This is a genomic window from Dolichospermum planctonicum, from assembly GCF_005402965.1.
In the GTDB taxonomy this organism is placed as follows: Bacteria; Cyanobacteriota; Cyanobacteriia; order Cyanobacteriales; family Nostocaceae; genus Dolichospermum; species Dolichospermum planctonicum.
Window position 1 is genome coordinate 1 of the sequence record NZ_BJCF01000047.1, and the last position, 15,831, is coordinate 15,831.

Consider the following 15,831-nt stretch of genomic DNA (forward strand, 5'->3'; position numbering starts at 1 on the left):
CTTGCCCGCTAAAAGCCTACCTCATGAAGATAAAATCTGCTGTAAATCAGTTATTTACAGCAGTTTCCGATATTATCAAGTACAGATATTAATCATAAAACTCTTGTGGTGCGGGCATCTTGCCCGCTAAAAGCCTACCTCATGAAGATAAAATCTGCTGTAAATCAGTTATTTACAGCAGTTTCCGATATTATCAAGTACAGATATTAATCATAAAACTCTTGTGGTGCGGGCATCTTGCCCGCACAAAGTGTACCTCACTCAAAGCTACTTGCTATATTAGATACTAATATTGTTTCGGCATCACTAAAACTGATTTTATTTATCTAATATCCTGATAAATAAATCCGGTGATAAAATTTGTGTTCCGTGATAGTATTTTAACGGCAAAATATGTTTCTTATCAAGAGAAACTAAATAATCAGCACTAACTTCATAAGCTGCGGCCAAAAACATATTATCATTAGGATCAATATTATCCAAGATTGTTGCTTCATAAGTACCTTGGATTTTAATTGCTGTGTAAAAAATGGCTGTCAAAATATCTTTGATATCAGTTTTATCAATATTTTTTGCTAATAATTTTTCAACTAATTCCTCTAATATTTGTGGAGAAATTACTAGATTAAATTTACCTTCTCGCCAGAATATAATAATTTGACAAGGCGCACTATTTGGGTTTTTACTCAATAAAGCCGAGATGAAAACAGATGTATCTACAATTACTAAAGGTATTGGTGAATCAAATTTTTGAAAAGACATTATCAGAAATCCGATTCATTTAATTTTGCCGATATTCTTCCACTAGCGGCATAAAATTTTTGCCAAACTTCCTCTTCACAGTCATTGGATAAAGCTAAAACTTCGCTGATAGTTTCTGCAATAATCTCTTTTGCTTGTTGTTTATAATCTCCGGGTGGTTTTTCTTGATTATTTAATCCCAGTTGTTGAATTAACTGCTGTAATAACCATTGTTTATCTTCAATGGAGTAAGTTTGTAATATTTGTTCAATTTCAATAATCTTAGGTGATGGCATAACATTTTCATAGGAACAGTTTACCTACTTTTAGTATAACAAAGGCTTCGGTTAAAGAGACGTGATTTACAACGTCTCTAAAATCATTAAAACTCCGCGTTTTCTGGTGTGCGAGGGAACGGAATCACATCCCGAATATTCCCCATACCCGTCATAAATTGTACCAACCTTTCAAACCCTAAACCGAAACCAGCATGAGGAACAGTCCCATAACGACGCAAATCTAAATACCACCACAAATCTTCCGGGTTCATACCTTGTGCTAAAACCCGTTTTTCTAAAACATCTAACCGTTCTTCCCGTTGGGAACCACCAATAATTTCCCCTATTTTTGGTGCGAGAATATCCATAGCGCGGACGGTTTTTTCATCATCACTTAACCGCATATAAAAAGCTTTGATTTGTGCCGGATAATCTGTCACAATGACTGGCTTTTTAAACAGTTGTTCGGCTAAATAGCGTTCATGTTCTGATTGTAAATCTGCACCCCAACTCACAGGATAATCAAATTTAACATCAGCTTTTTCTAAAAGTTTAACTGCTTCTGTATAAGTCAACCGTTCAAATTGATTGTTAATAATATTATTAGCAGTTTCTAAAACAGTTTTATCAATGCGTTCATTAAAAAATTCCATGTCTTCTGGACAAGTTTCCATCACATATTTAAAAATGTATTTCAGAAACTCCTCAGCTAAATCCATATCACCCTCTAAATCACAAAAAGCCATTTCTGGTTCAACCATCCAAAATTCGGCTAAATGACGAGAAGTATTAGAATTTTCCGCCCGGAATGTAGGACCAAAAGTATAGACATTAGTAAAAGCCATAGCCATAATTTCGGCTTCTAACTGTCCACTAACTGTTAAATATGCAGGTTTACTAAAGAAGTCTTGACTATAATCAATTTCTTGATTTTCTCTGCGGGGAACATTCTTTAAATTAAAATTAGTAACAGTAAATAATTCTCCAGCCCCTTCGCAGTCACTAGCAGTAATAATGGGAGTATGTACCCATAAAAATCCCCGTTCGTGAAAAAATTGGTGAATAGCAGTCGCGCAAGCATTTCTGACCCGAAATACCGCACCAAAGGAGTTAGTTCTACCGCGCAAATGGGCTATGGTTCTTAGAAACTCAAAGGAATGACGTTTCTTTTGCAGGGGATAGGTATCAGGATCAGCGTCTCCGTATATTTTTACCGTATCCGCTTTTAATTCTATTCTTTGTCCTTTACCTTGGGAAGCTACTATCACTCCTGATACTTCTATAGAAGCACCCGTATTGATTTGTTTTAAGATTCCTTGATAATCTGGTAAATCTTGATTAATCACAACTTGCAAATTACCCAAGGATGAACCATCATTAACTTCTAAGAACGCAAATCCTTTTAACTCGCGTTTTGTTCTTACCCAACCTTGGACTACCAAAGTTTCTTCTGGTTTACCACTTCTTAATATTTCTGCAATACGACGATTTAGCATTTTCTCCAACTGTTTTTTTTGACTATATAATACCAATTATAGCAAAATAGAGACTGAAAATCGGATAAACCGAATCATAAAATTTCCGATTTGATATCATTGGACTTGGTTTAAATAAAATCCAAAATCCAAAATCCAAAATCTAAAATTCCATCATCCAACCCAAGATTTTAGTAACCAACCTATAATAACGCCCAAACCGCCAAAATGGATAGCTTGCCAAAAAGGTCTTTTTAGGGTATCCCAAGAAAACAACCGGCTTTCTCAGTTGATTTCCAAGGTTTCCCACTGTTTTTGAATGCAGGTTAACTCTGTCTTAATTTATGGGGTCTGTTTGCTATTTTGCTTTAAATTCTTTAATTATTGTTGCCATTGTGCCTTCAAGAATCTTACTCAAGTTTCCACTTCCTCTCATTCCTGTGCAAAATCTAAGTGGGGATTTTCCTCTAAATTAGTCATTAGCGATTCGTAATTAGCTATGATGATTAAATCATAAATTTTACTCTTAACTTAGCACTTAGTCTTATGTTGCAAACTAGTCAACTAAATGAAATTAGCACTTTAGAACTGGCACAAGCACTCATGGAAAGGTTAAGGATCACTCCAGAGGATTGGCATCGTCTCAAATCTAACCGCAATGCCCGCGCTAGTGAACAGGTTGCCGCCGCCATAGTCTTTTTAGTCAAAAATGAACCCCAAGAGGCGCAAGCCAGACTAGAACAGGCTGTAGGCTGGCTAGACAAATCAATTTCCGCCCCTCCTTGCCCCACCCACGGACACAAAACAAAGTAAGGGCAAACCCCCTGTGGTTGCCCAATGGGGTAAGGGCAAACCCCCTGTGGTTGCCCCAGTAATAAAGGAATTAACCTCACCCTTCACCTTCCCAAAGATAATAAACGACGGCTTTCTACCTGCTTACAAAGCCTGAGTTCTGTACCTTTGCGATTCCATTCTACTTGATCAAAAATCTGATGCAGCAAGGACATACCGCGTCCACTTTCTGCTTCCTCAGGTGGTAAATAGTCATTGGGATCACTATCACCTGTAATGGAGGGAGTGAAACCGCTACCCTGATCTGAGATAATCCACCAATATTGATTATCTACTAATGAGAAACGGACTACTACTAATTTAGCGGGATCAAGATTATTCCCATGTTTAGCGGCATTTACTAGGGCTTCTTGGAGTCCTAGTCGCAGTTCTGATTGCAATTTTGCCGGAATATCTGTCAACAATAAATCTAGGATTGGACAAAGATAAAGGGTGGAAGCAAAACTAATTGTCCCCCAGTAACGCCCGACTGGACGAAGAGAAATGGTAATCACAAGAGAAACCCCGTAGCTTTTAGTTAGCTAGACATCAGGAAAGCTGTTTCAGGCATTCTGATCAGAATTAGGTGATCATGTTGCCTGTAAACTTACGTCTGTAAAACTAAATTTATAAAAATGCTCTTGGCTGGTAAATTAAGACGAGAATTCATATTGCTTATTTACAATTTTCTCAAGTTAATCTGTTGATTTAGCAGATAAATAAAAACTGCTATTTTTGAACAGGAGGAGAAAAACAATCTCATTAACTGCTGGTTTGTATTTAACACAATCTTATTCCTTTCTTAACATTTTATGCAGCCTCGATTTCTTTAAAACAAAATGAGTTTCTATTTCTATGTAGTTTCATTCTAGCATTATGAGTATCCACTAGACTACAAATTTCTGATTTTTATTTTTTGTGAAAAATTAACTACTCTGGTCATTGTCCGATAGTGCCAGAAAAGCGGCTGCTTCTACATGGGCAGTTTGGGGGAAAAAGTCGGCAGGTTGCACCCTTGTGAGTCTATACAGTCCATTTTCGCAAAGTAATTTGAGGTCACGGGCTAAGGTAGATACTTTACAACTGACGTAAACAATTCGAGAAGGTTTCAGGTTTCTTAATGTTTTGATAACGTTATCTTCACATCCTTTCCGTGGTGGATCAAGTAAGACGACATCCGGTATGATCTCTAAATTCTGGAGAATCTTTTCCACCGCACCTACTTGGAATGTGACATTATTAATTCTATTTTCTTGAGCATTGACAATTGCCTGTTTTACTGCTGTTGATTGTAATTCTAAACCGATGATATGCTTTGCTTGTTTAGCCAGGGGCAAAGTTAAGGTCCCTATGCCACAATAGGCATCTACTAGGACTTCATGACCTTGTAAATTTAGTTCTGACTGAATTACCTCTAATAGTGCTTCGGCTGTTTCTGTGTACACTTGGAAGAAGGTATCTGGGCGAATTTGAAAATCCAGTCCGGCGAATTTTTCTCGTAGGTAAGGAACTCCAGCTAAACAACGGGTTTCTAGTCCAAATATAGCATTTGTGCGATCGCTATTACGATTTAATGACACGCCCACTAATTGGGGATAACGCTGTAACCATTGCTGTGCTTGGTTTTCAATTCCTGGTAAATTCCTATCTTTGACGACCAAAGTTAGCAGCATTTCTCCTGTGCGACGGCCAATGCGTAAACCTAAATGGCGAATTAATCCTTTGTGTCTGGTTTCGTCATAAATTGACCAACCCTGCTTTTCAATATCTAATTTTACTTCAGCTAATAAAGGATTTAACCGTGGATCTTGCACTGGGCATTGATTTAAGTTTATTAATTTATGTGTACCTTTGTGATAATATCCAGCTTGGACATGACCTGTAGCAGCAATACCAAGAGGATAGGTAACTTTGTTGCGATAACCCAAGGATGTAGCAGCTACTAATACTGGATTTACAGGTATGTTAACAAAACCGCCAATTCTTTCTAAAGCTTGAATTACTTGATTTTGTTTGGCTATTAACTGGTAATCATATTTAATATGTTGCCATTGACAACCACCACATTTATCAGCGACAATACAGCTTGGTCGCACCCGTTGAGGCGAGGCTTGCAATAATTCCTGCACCTGACCATAAGCATATTTTGGCTTAACATTGAGTAACTTGACAAGTAGGCGATCGCCTGGTACAGTATCAGGAACAAAAACCACACGCTGTTCAAAGCGTCCCACACCGTCACCAGTGTCGTTTAAATCAGTAATTTCCAGTTCGATAATTTCACCTTGTCGCCACATTATATTAGTCATTAGTGAGTTGTTAGGGAATAGGGAAGGGAGAGTTCCTTAATGTAGAATTGTGAATAGATTTATGTCTATCTTCCCACACACTTCACGAATGTTCCTCTAAGTCGGTAAACTAGCAAATATAAATATTTCGGGTTATTTAGATCATCATGACTGTAATTAGCCAAGTTATTCTCCAAGCTGACGACGAACTGCGTTATCCCAGCAGTGGTGAACTCAAAAACATCAAAGCATTTTTGGAAACTGGTGTAAAGCGCACAAGAATCGCTGCCACCCTTTCAGAAAACGAGAAAAAAATTGTTCAAGAAGCCACCAAAAAACTTTGGCAAAAACGCCCTGATTTTATCGCCCCTGGTGGTAATGCTTACGGTGAAAAACAACGGGCTTTGTGTATTCGGGATTTTGGCTGGTACTTACGCCTAATTACCTACGGTGTACTTGCTGGTGACAAAGAACCCATTGAAAAAATTGGTTTGATTGGTGTACGAGAAATGTACAATTCTCTAGGCGTTCCTGTTCCAGGAATGGTAGAGGCGATTAATTCTCTCAAACAAGCGTCCTTGGATTTACTAAATGCAGAAGACGCTTCAGAGACCGCACCCTACTTTGATTACATCATTCAAGCCATGTCTTAATCAAAGGCCTGTATTATAGCCCGGAATTGGGAACAGTAAATAGGGAATAGGGTTAAGGCTCTTGACTTCCCCGCAGTTGGTAGTGGCTATGGCAATATTTGTCAAGTTATTAACCAGTTGTGGGGATATTTTATCTCCGTGATAAGTGACTGCTGTTAAATTAGTTAAATTAGTCCCAGTTCGCGTTTTAGTAAATTAATTGACTGTGTACCGATATAGTTTTCACAGCGAATGAGTTTAGGTGGACGAATGAGGTCTTCTAGGAAGGTTTGTAAGGTTGCTTGGGCTGTGGAGTAGCTGACTTGATCGGTACAAAAGATGATTTCTGAGCGTTTGACAATGGCGTGTAGTTTATAATCATCCTTAGGCTGGGAAGTCATTACTAATAATTCTTCACCTCGTAAACCGTGGAGAATGACTTCTGTAGCTCTGAGAATACCAGAACTGAGGCTAATTATACCGATACAACTGGATTTGGGTAAGCCTTTAACTACAGTTAGTTCTTTTCCGTAGTCGTGAATATCTAGGGGGATAACACGAACGGCTTTGAGGGCAGCGATCGCTTCCACTTCTCCGATAAAATAACGACTGGTGACTAATGTGGCCGAGGCTGTTTGGTCTAATACCGCCATTAGTTGTTCCATTGGTACTAGCTGGACGGGAATTTGCAGGGATTCCTCTAATTCATCAACCATTAATTCCCCAGCCCCAATATCTTGAGATGGAGTTACTACTAATACTCTCGCGCTACAACGCAAACGCCAGTCAACTTCTGCTAAAAATAGTTCCCGTGCTAGATTGAGAGAACAGCCTTGGGTGAGTAACTCGTCTAGGGCTTGTTGAACTACTTTATAACTGGTTGGATGTTGTTTGAGAATGGGGGACTGTGATCTATTTCCACCTTCATGACCTTGGGTACGAATATAGATTCCTGAACCTGCAAGACTTTCCACAAATCCTTCTACCTCCAATTGGCGGTAAACTTTGCTAATGGTATTGCGGTGTAACCCGGTTTGCATTGCTAAAGCCCTGGTACTGGGTAATTTGTATCCGGGTGAATATTGCCCGGAGGCGATCGCAAATCGGATTTGATTAAATAGTTGGTTAGATGCGGGAATTTCACTGTCTGGTTGAATACGGAACTGAATCATGACCAATTCCTCTGCCTAAAACTTATATTAATTGCCATCAGTTACCTATTAAATATATGATTAATGGGTTAATTTACTCTGATAAATATTACCAAGGAACTATACAGGAGTCGGGAGTTAAGAGTCAAAATCAATTAAAGAGCTATTTAAGTTCTTGTCTGTGGCCTATTATCTCTTGTCTTTTCCCTTACTGCCAACTTAATTATGACAGAGCCAGCAATAAATACTTCAACAATTCAAATTTCCGCGGACAATTTCCAAATAGATGCTTATTTAGCAAAACCAACTTCCCCTGGTTCTTATCCGGGAATTATTGTTTTACAGGAGATTTTTGGTGTTAACGTGCATATTCGGGATGTAACAGAACGAATTGCTAAACTGGGTTATGTAGCCATCGCCCCGGCACTGTTTCAACGTCAAGCACCTGGATTTGAAACTGGTTATACTCCCGAAGACGTGGAAATAGGCCGAAAATACGCTTGGTTACAGACCACAGCATCAGAAATTTTAAGCGATATTCAAGCAGCTATTAACTACTTAAAAACTTTACCCCAAGTCAAAAAAGAGGGATTTGGTTGTATTGGCTTTTGTTTTGGTGGTCACGTCGCCTATCTAGCTGCTACTTTACCAGATATTAAGGCTACTGCATCCTTTTACGGTGCGGGGATTACTAATCGCACTCCTGGAGGTGGAAATCCCACTATTACCCGGACATCAGAGATTAAAGGAACTATCTACGCCTTTTTTGGGAACCAAGATGGGAGTATTCCCTTAGAACAAGTGGACGAAATTGAAGCAGAACTGGAAAAATACAAAATTCCCCATCGTGTTTTTCGCTACAATGGGGCTGATCACGGATTTTTTTGTGACCATCGTGCCAGTTATAATTCTAAAGCTGCGGCGAATGCTTGGCAACAAGTCCAAGAACTTTTTAGCCAACTGACAATTGACAACTGACAATTGACCAGTGACCACTGACAACTAACAAATAACAATTTATCTTCAAAGTCATGAATTCCGAATCCAAACTTTCTCAAACAGCCAATTCGTCTTTTTCAATGGACGATTTTGCTAAAGCACTAGAAAAGCACGATTACCAATTTCAAAAAGGGCAAATTGTTCGTGGTAAAGTCTTCCAAATTGACCATGATGGAGCTTATGTTGATATTGGTGGAAAATCGTCTGCGTTTCTTCCCCAAGATGAGGCTTCTTTGAGAGCAGTAACTGATTTGTCGGAAGTATTACCGATGAATGAGGAACTAGAGTTTTTAATTATTCGGGATCAGGATGCTGAAGGTCAAGTTACTATTTCCCGTAAGCAATTGGAAATGCGTCAGATCTGGGACAGACTGTTAGAAATGCAAGAAAATTCCCAAACCGTCCAAGTGCGGGTAACAGGTATTAATAAAGGCGGTGTTACGGTTGATCTTTTGGGTGTGCGGGGGTTTATTCCGCGATCGCACATATCTGAACGTGATAATCTAGAAGCACTCAAAGGCCAAAGTCTCACCGTCGGCTTTTTAGAAATTAATCGTGAAACTAAGAAACTGGTTCTTTCTCAACGTTTAGCGGCTCGTTCTAGTAACTTCAGTTTATTAGAATTAGGTCAATTAGTAGAGGGAAAAATTACCGGCATCAAACCTTTTGGTGTATTTGTAGATTTAAATGGTGTCAGTGCTTTACTCCACATTAAACAAGTCAGCCAAAAATTTATTGAATCTTTAGAAAAGGTCTTTCAAATTGGTCAACCCATTAAAGCTGTAATTATTGATTTAGACCAGGGTAAAGGTCGAATTGCTATTTCTACCAGAGTTTTGGAAAATTTCCCTGGTGAACTTGTGGAAAATTTTGCAGAAGTCATGAATTCAGCAGAAGCTCGTGCTAATCGTGCAGCTAATAAAACTGCTGAATAGTTGATTGATAACAGGTGATTGGTAATTGGTAATTGTCAGATCTTAATTGCTAATTGCTAATCCCTATTCCCTATTTATTCAGATGCAGTTAAAATCATCAATATCATCATAGTGAAATGATCATGAATCAAGTAAATGCTACTGAAATACAAGAACATTTGAGTGATTTTTTGGATAGTCTTACCCAAGGAGAAACATCAATTGTTATTTGTTATTGAAAAAGCTGGAAAAGCGATCGCTACTCTCATTAGTTACAGCAGTTCCCGATATTATGAAGTACAGATATTAATAATAAAACTCTTGTGGTGCGGGCATACTTCGACCAATCTCAGTACAAGTCTTGCCCGCACAAGGTGTACTTCACTCAAAGCTACTTGCTGTATCAAGAATGGAAACCTTTAAAACAATTGGACATTTATTTAATTTCTGAAGACGATGAAGAATCTTTTAGTCCAGAAGAATTCATTAAAGCTTTATAAATAAGATATACAACTCCTATTTATGGACAATTTACCAGAAAATAAATCTAATTCCCATGCAGGGGGCGGTTTACCCGTAATCCAATATTGGGTAGAAAAAACTCTCTCACCCCAAGGTTTACAATTATGGCAAACTCTCAATCATAAAAGCGCTTGTTTATCCTGTGCTTGGGGTACGGGTGGACAACAAGGAGGATTTGTCAATGAAGCAGGAGAATATTTACAACGTTGTGCTAAAAGTGTAGAAGCTATTGCAGCAGAATTGCAACCAGGAATTAAACCAGATTTTTTTCAAAAATATAATATCAGTGAATTGCAAGAATTAACTTCTCAAGAATGTGATAACTTAGGCAGACTTAGTTATCCTCTCATTCTTAAATCAGGATCATCCCATTATCAACGTATTAGTTGGGAAGAAGTTTATCAAATCGCAAAACCAGCCTTTAGTTTAACACCAGCAACTATAGCTAGTTATAGTTCTGGACGTTCATCTAATGAAGCCGCTTATTTATTACAATTGTTAATGCGATCGCTAGGTAGTAATAATCTAGCAGATTGTTCGGATTTATGTCACGCTCCCTCAACCGTCGGCTTAAAAAAAGTTTTCGGTTCAGGAACATCAATGGTAAGTTTAGAAAGCTTACAACATAGTGATTGTGTGGTTTTAATTGGTTCTAATGCACCCGCAAATCATCCCCGATTAATGAACGAATTAATCAAATTACGAGACCGGGGTGGTAAAGTAATTATTATTAATCCCCAAATTGAAATCGGTTTAGTTAAATTTGCTTCCCCTGCTTTTCCGATCAAATCCTTACTTACCGGGGGTTCTGATATATCTTCTTTATATTTGCAACCCATTCCTGGTAGTGATATAGCCTTATTTCTAGGGTTACAAAAATCCCTAATTGCCCAAAATTTAATTAAAATAGAATATCTCAAATCCTGCACTCAAAACTGGCAACAAATTTTAGATTATGCCAATAATATATCTTGGGATGATATCACCAAAACCTGCGGATTATCTCAAGAAGAAATTACCGCCACAGCCTATATAATTGGTAAATCTGAGCGTGTAGTTTTTGCTTGGGCTATGGGAATCACTCAACAAACTAACGGTGTAAATAATGTTTTGAGTATAGCAAATACGGCTTTAATTACAGGTAATGCTGGTAAAATTGGCGCAGGAACAATGCCCATTAGAGGACATTCTAACGTCCAAGGATTTGGTTCAATGGGTGTCACCGTCAATTTGCGAGAAGAAATCAAACAAGCACTATCTCAGCTATTAGGAAAACCCCTGAATGAAACTCCAGGTTATCATACCCGTGATTTAATAACAGCAGCAGAATTAGGAAAGATCAATACCCTCTTTTGTTTAGGGGGAAATTTGTATGCAGCTAACCCAGATTTATCACAAGCAAAACGGGCTTTATCACAAATAGAAACCATTTTTTATGTAGCGACCAAACCGAATTTAGGACATTTTCACGGATTAGCAAAACAGCAAACTTTAATCTTACCTGTTTTCAATCGCTTTGAAAACCCCCACCGGACAACAACGGAATCAGGTAATAATTTTGTCAGGTTAAATGATGCAGGTAAAAGTCATTTACAACCAGATAATTCTGATTTGATTTCTGAAGTAGAATTAATTACAGAAATAGCCCATCGTTTACATGATGAACATCCGATTAATTGGCGTAAATTGCAAGATACGGTTTATGTTAGAGAATTAATTGCTAAAACTATTCCTGGTTACGAAAAAATAGGTCAAATTGATCAAACTCAGGCAGAATTTACCATTGCAGGACGGATTTTTGATCAACCTAAATTTCCCACTTTTGATGGTAAAGCCCGGATGTTTGTCACACCTTTACCACAATTAACTTTACCTGATAAATCAGCTTTTGGTGTGGAGGAAAATCAACCAGGAATTGTCTTAATATTGGGAACAGGACGCGGTTATGGACAACATAATACCGTAGTTTATCGCAGTGCAGATAAATATCGCAATATGCCCCATCGTCATTGTATTTTAATGAATAGTTTGGATATTAAAAAAGCAGGATTTCAAGAACATCAACGAGTTACAGTTAAAGGAAGTGGAGGAGAACTAGAGAATATTGAAATTATTTGTGGTGCAATTCGTGAAGGTGTAGCCTTTATGTTTTATCCTGAAGCTAACGTTTTATTGACAGCAGCAATTGATCCTCAAAGTGGTACACCTGCTTATAAAAGAGTTCCGGTTTTTGTGTACTAAATATTATCTCTATTATCTCGTTCCCAGTCTCAGACTGGGAATGCCATTAGGAGGCTCTGCCTCCACTTGAAAAAAAAAAGCAAAGCCTTCTAAAAATTTTTTTTCATACAGAGGAAACGAGAAAATTGTAGACACTATAGGTGATATGATATCGTCTAATGACGAATGCGACATGAAAACCTATCTCAAGATAGATACTGGAGTCAGTGCGGGGTTGGTAAAGTAAAAAAAACAACTTTTTAATTAATACAGGATTACAATTGTGGCAAAATCTACCAAAACCGTCGTTTTCATTGATCCCAATGTTACAGACTGGCAGAATCTAGTTAATGGTGTCGAACCTGGCTCACTGGTGTTTATTATTGACCAAACACGGGACGGTATTAGGCAGATTACCGATAAATTAGCAGCACTGACAGACATTGATAGTGTTCAAATTATTTCTCACGGTGGAGAGGGTAGTTTATCCCTTGGTTCAACTCAGTTAAACTCAGCAACCCTCAATAGCTATAGTTCACAATTACAGCAGTGGGGTCAATCTCTCACTACCACAGGAGACATTCTGCTGTATGGTTGTGACGTGGCTGGGGGGGTTATTGGTAAAGCTTTTGTCCAGCAAATTAGTCAACTGACCGGGGCAGATGTAGCTGCATCTGATGACTTGACTGGTAGTGCTGCATTGGGTGGAGATTGGCTCTTAGAATATGCGACTGGATTAATTGAAGCGCCTCTGGCTTTGCAAATTCAGGCAATGGAGGCTTATACTGCTGTTTTACCCAACACTACCCTTTTCGCGCCCTATGTAGATGTCACACTTTGGCCAACGCCTGACATCGCAGCGATCTCTCAAGCTACAGGAGTTAAAATCTTTAACTTAGCCTTCATTAATGAAGATAGTTTAACAGCAGGTGTTAAAGGAGTATGGGGAGGTTATTCCACTTATGATCCTGGCACTGGCTGGTACAAAGATAAAATCACTGCTTTACGAGCAATAGGTGGAGATGTCATCTTCGGTTTTGGTGGTGCAATCGGTACTGAAATCGCACAAGCTGCAACAACGGTTGCACAAGCGCAAACCGCTTACAAAACAATCATCGACACCTATGGAGCAAATAATGGCACAATTAGGCTTAACTTTGATATTGAGGGAGCAGCAGTTGCGGATTCCACATCAAATAACAGACGGAATCAAGCCTTGTATCAGTTACAACAAAGCTACGCATCTCAAGGTATCAATATCAGTGTCAGTTTGACCTTACCTGTTTTACCTACTGGATTAGATTCCTCTGGTTTAAACATTGTACAGTCCGCTCTAACTGCTGGCGTAAAACTGGACTATGTCAATGTCATGGCCATGGACTATGGTGACTCGGCTGCGCCAATTACTACGCAAAAAACAATGGGCTACTATGCTATTCAAGCAGCCCAAAGTACCGAAGCTCAAATCAAAACTGCCTATCAAAATATTGGCGTAACCCTAACTGATGCTCAAGCCTGGGCTAAAATCGGTGTAACCCCAATGATTGGGGTTAATGATGTTCCTACAGAAAAGTTTACCCAAGCTGATGCCACACAATTAGCTGACTTTGCTAACACCGTTGGGATGGGGATGACCTCTTTTTGGAGTATCAATCGTGATCAACCATCTCCCGCAGGAGGAGGTCCCTTGTATCAATATAGTAATATCCCTCAACAGACCTATGAGTTCTCCCAGATATTTTTTAATGCGACGAATAATATTACTCCTCCCACCATTACCCTAGCAGTATCACCCAGTAGCGTATTAGAAAACGGACCTAACAACCTTATTTACACCTTCACCCGTACAGAAGCAACAACCAACGCCTTAACCGTTAACTATGGCGTTACGGGTACAGCAGATAGTAGCGACTATACAGGAGCAACACCAGGAACAGGAAAAACCATCACCTTTGCTGCGGGTGCGAGTACAGCCACTCTGACTATTGACCCCACAGGTGATAGCACTCCAGAAAGCGATGAAACTGTTGTTTTAACTTTGGCTTCAGGAACAGGTTACACTGTTGGTACAACCACAGCCGTCACGGGAACTATTACTAATGATGATGTTGTTGCTTCTCCCAGCATTACCCTAGCAGTATCACCCAGTAGCGTATTAGAAAACGGAACTACCAACCTAATTTACACCTTCACCCGCACAAAAGCAACAACCAACGCCTTAACCGTTAACTATGGCGTTACGGGTACAGCAGACAGTAGCGACTATACAGGTGCAACACCAGGAACAGGAAAAACCATCACCTTTGCTGCGGGTGCAAGTACAGCCACTCTGACTATTGACCCCACAGGTGATAGCACTCCAGAAAGTAATGAAACTGTTGTTTTAACTTTGGCTTCAGGAACAGGTTACACTGTTGGTACAACTACAACCGTGACGGGAACTATTACTAATGATGATATTGTTGCTTCTCCCAGCATTACCCTAGCAGTATCACCCGGTAGTGTACTAGAAGATGGTACAGCCAATCTTATTTACACCTTCACCCGTACAGGAACTACCACAAACGCCTTGACCGTTAACTATGGCGTTGCGGGTACAGCCATATTCAATAATGACTATACTCAAATAGGTGCAGTCGGTTTCACCCCTACCACCGGAACTATTACCTTTGCTGCGGGAAGTAGTACAAAAACTCTGACTATTGACCCCACAGGTGATAGCACTGTGGAAAGTAATGAAACTGTGGCTTTAACTCTAACTACAGGAACAGGTTATACCATTGGGACAACCACAGCCGTCACGGGAACTATTACTAATGATGATGTTGTTGCTTCTCCCAGCATTACCCTAGCAGTATCACCCAGTAGTGTATTAGAAAACGGAACTACCAACCTAATTTACACCTTCACCCGCACAGGAGCGACAACCAACGCCTTAACCGTTAACTACAACGTTGCAGGTACAGCCACATTCAATAATGACTATACTCAAATCGGTGCAGCTACTTTCACCGCTACCACCGGAACTATTACCTTTGCTGCGGGAAGTAGTACAAAAACTCTGACTATTGACCCCACAGCCGATACCACTGTGGAAAGTAATGAAACTGTGGCTTTAACTCTAACTACAGGAACAGGTTATACCATTGGGACAACCACAGCCGTCACGGGAACTATTACTAATGATGATACGACTGGACCATTAACCTTAACCGGAGATGCAACCAGTAATAACCTAGTCGGCGGTTCTGGAAATGACACTTTCTTAGGAATGGGAGGAAATGACACTCTCACTGGTGGACTTGGTGCAGATAGGTTCAGGTTTAACTCTCCCTCCGACGGGATGGACACCATTACCGACTTTTCTAAGGCAGATGGAGACAAGATAGAATTGTTTGGAATTGGCTTTAATTCTCTGGTGTGGACAGATGGGGTAAGTAATGCACTAGCTCCCAGTGTATTTTCTGTGGGGACAAGTGCTAATTCTTGGACTAATAGCATTATCTATAATAATAGTAATGGTATCGTCTATTTTGATGCTGATGCTTTGGGTTCTGGTTCACAGGTAGCATTAGCTCAACTTTCCCCTGGACTAAATCTCACTAACCAAGACTTTATTGTTAGTTGGGTGTAGTTTCTCAATATCTCCCAAAAACCATGTGGGGACGTTTTATGAAACGTCTCTACATTAGAGATACAATATATAGAGCTTTAGCGCACTAACGACAACTAAATTCTCAGAAATCCTTAGCTGCTTGCTAACCCTACCTACCACCAAAA

At 39.4% G+C, this 15,831-nt stretch carries 12 protein-coding genes and 1 pseudogene; 6 read left to right on the forward strand and 7 right to left on the reverse strand.

The features are described from left to right. Positions 1-318: 318 nt before the first annotated feature. The 4 genes and pseudogenes from FFO06_RS17015 to FFO06_RS22080 form a co-directional block, all read right to left on the reverse strand. The gene (locus FFO06_RS17015; protein ID WP_137909097.1) at positions 319-762 is read right to left on the reverse strand and encodes a putative toxin-antitoxin system toxin component, PIN family; all 444 of its coding nucleotides are present in this window, start codon (positions 760-762) and stop codon (positions 319-321) included. 2 nt (positions 763-764) lie between these two features. Continuing rightward, entirely contained in the window at positions 765-1,037 is a 273-nt protein-coding gene (locus FFO06_RS17020; protein WP_137909098.1) for a hypothetical protein, read from the reverse strand. Positions 1,038-1,123: 86 nt separating this feature from the next. Next, complete coding sequence (gene asnS, locus FFO06_RS17025; protein ID WP_137909099.1) at positions 1,124-2,515, reverse strand: asparagine--tRNA ligase; 1,392 nt, start codon at positions 2,513-2,515, stop codon at positions 1,124-1,126. 153 nt (positions 2,516-2,668) lie between these two features. Further along, positions 2,669-2,920 (reverse strand): annotated as a pseudogene (locus tag FFO06_RS22080) (sll0565 family protein). 120 nt (positions 2,921-3,040) lie between these two features. Here FFO06_RS22080 and FFO06_RS17035 point away from each other — a divergent pair. Next, a complete protein-coding gene (locus tag FFO06_RS17035; RefSeq protein ID WP_137909100.1) occupies positions 3,041-3,307 on the forward strand; it encodes a DUF6439 family protein in 267 nt (88 codons plus the stop codon). A gap of 83 nt (positions 3,308-3,390) precedes the next feature. On the opposite strand, the gene FFO06_RS17040 is transcribed toward FFO06_RS17035, so the two are convergent. Both FFO06_RS17040 and rlmD read right to left on the reverse strand, forming a co-directional pair. Then, positions 3,391-3,840 (reverse strand): ATP-binding protein, encoded by a 450-nt coding sequence (locus FFO06_RS17040; RefSeq protein WP_137909101.1) that lies wholly within the window; start codon positions 3,838-3,840, stop codon positions 3,391-3,393. A gap of 411 nt (positions 3,841-4,251) precedes the next feature. After that, a complete protein-coding gene (rlmD, locus tag FFO06_RS17045) occupies positions 4,252-5,634 on the reverse strand; it encodes a 23S rRNA (uracil(1939)-C(5))-methyltransferase RlmD (RefSeq protein WP_137909102.1) in 1,383 nt (460 codons plus the stop codon). A 146-nt stretch (positions 5,635-5,780) separates the two neighbouring features. Here rlmD and FFO06_RS17050 point away from each other — a divergent pair, with 146 nt between their 5' ends. After that, positions 5,781-6,266, forward strand: a complete 486-nt coding sequence (locus FFO06_RS17050) for an allophycocyanin subunit alpha-B (protein ID WP_137909103.1) — start codon at positions 5,781-5,783, stop codon at positions 6,264-6,266. A gap of 164 nt (positions 6,267-6,430) precedes the next feature. Here the strand turns inward: FFO06_RS17050 and FFO06_RS17055 are convergent, their stop codons facing one another. After that, positions 6,431-7,417 (reverse strand): GntR family transcriptional regulator, encoded by a 987-nt coding sequence (locus FFO06_RS17055; protein ID WP_137909104.1) that lies wholly within the window; start codon positions 7,415-7,417, stop codon positions 6,431-6,433. Between the two features lie 204 nt (positions 7,418-7,621). Here FFO06_RS17055 and FFO06_RS17060 point away from each other — a divergent pair, with 204 nt between their 5' ends. The 4 genes from FFO06_RS17060 (at position 7,622) to FFO06_RS17075 (ending at position 15,685) form a co-directional block, all read left to right on the forward strand. Next, on the forward strand, positions 7,622-8,374 hold the full coding sequence (locus FFO06_RS17060) for a dienelactone hydrolase family protein (RefSeq protein WP_137909105.1): 753 nt from the start codon (positions 7,622-7,624) through the stop codon (positions 8,372-8,374). Positions 8,375-8,427: 53 nt separating this feature from the next. Beyond that, positions 8,428-9,330: a S1 RNA-binding domain-containing protein gene (locus FFO06_RS17065; protein WP_137909106.1), complete on the forward strand. Its 903-nt coding sequence runs from the start codon at positions 8,428-8,430 to the stop codon at positions 9,328-9,330. A gap of 501 nt (positions 9,331-9,831) precedes the next feature. Then, positions 9,832-12,072: an FdhF/YdeP family oxidoreductase gene (locus FFO06_RS17070; RefSeq protein WP_137909107.1), complete on the forward strand. Its 2,241-nt coding sequence runs from the start codon at positions 9,832-9,834 to the stop codon at positions 12,070-12,072. Between the two features lie 262 nt (positions 12,073-12,334). Further along, positions 12,335-15,685, forward strand: a complete 3,351-nt coding sequence (locus FFO06_RS17075) for a DUF4347 domain-containing protein (RefSeq protein WP_137909108.1) — start codon at positions 12,335-12,337, stop codon at positions 15,683-15,685. Positions 15,686-15,831: the final 146 nt, after the last annotated feature.

Excerpts from the sequence above, each read along its gene's own strand:
- FFO06_RS17015 (WP_137909097.1), bottom strand. The coding sequence starts at position 762 with ATGTCTTTTCAAAAATTTGATTCACCAATACCTTTAGTAATTGTAGAT.
- FFO06_RS17020 (WP_137909098.1), bottom strand. The coding sequence starts at position 1,037 with ATGCCATCACCTAAGATTATTGAAATTGAACAAATATTACAAACTTAC.
- asnS (WP_137909099.1), bottom strand. The coding sequence starts at position 2,515 with ATGCTAAATCGTCGTATTGCAGAAATATTAAGAAGTGGTAAACCAGAA.
- FFO06_RS17035 (WP_137909100.1), top strand. The coding sequence starts at position 3,041 with ATGTTGCAAACTAGTCAACTAAATGAAATTAGCACTTTAGAACTGGCA.
- rlmD (WP_137909102.1), bottom strand. The coding sequence starts at position 5,634 with ATGACTAATATAATGTGGCGACAAGGTGAAATTATCGAACTGGAAATT.
- FFO06_RS17050 (WP_137909103.1), top strand. The coding sequence starts at position 5,781 with ATGACTGTAATTAGCCAAGTTATTCTCCAAGCTGACGACGAACTGCGT.
- FFO06_RS17055 (WP_137909104.1), bottom strand. The coding sequence starts at position 7,417 with ATGATTCAGTTCCGTATTCAACCAGACAGTGAAATTCCCGCATCTAAC.
- FFO06_RS17060 (WP_137909105.1), top strand. The coding sequence starts at position 7,622 with ATGACAGAGCCAGCAATAAATACTTCAACAATTCAAATTTCCGCGGAC.
- FFO06_RS17065 (WP_137909106.1), top strand. The coding sequence starts at position 8,428 with ATGAATTCCGAATCCAAACTTTCTCAAACAGCCAATTCGTCTTTTTCA.
- FFO06_RS17070 (WP_137909107.1), top strand. The coding sequence starts at position 9,832 with ATGGACAATTTACCAGAAAATAAATCTAATTCCCATGCAGGGGGCGGT.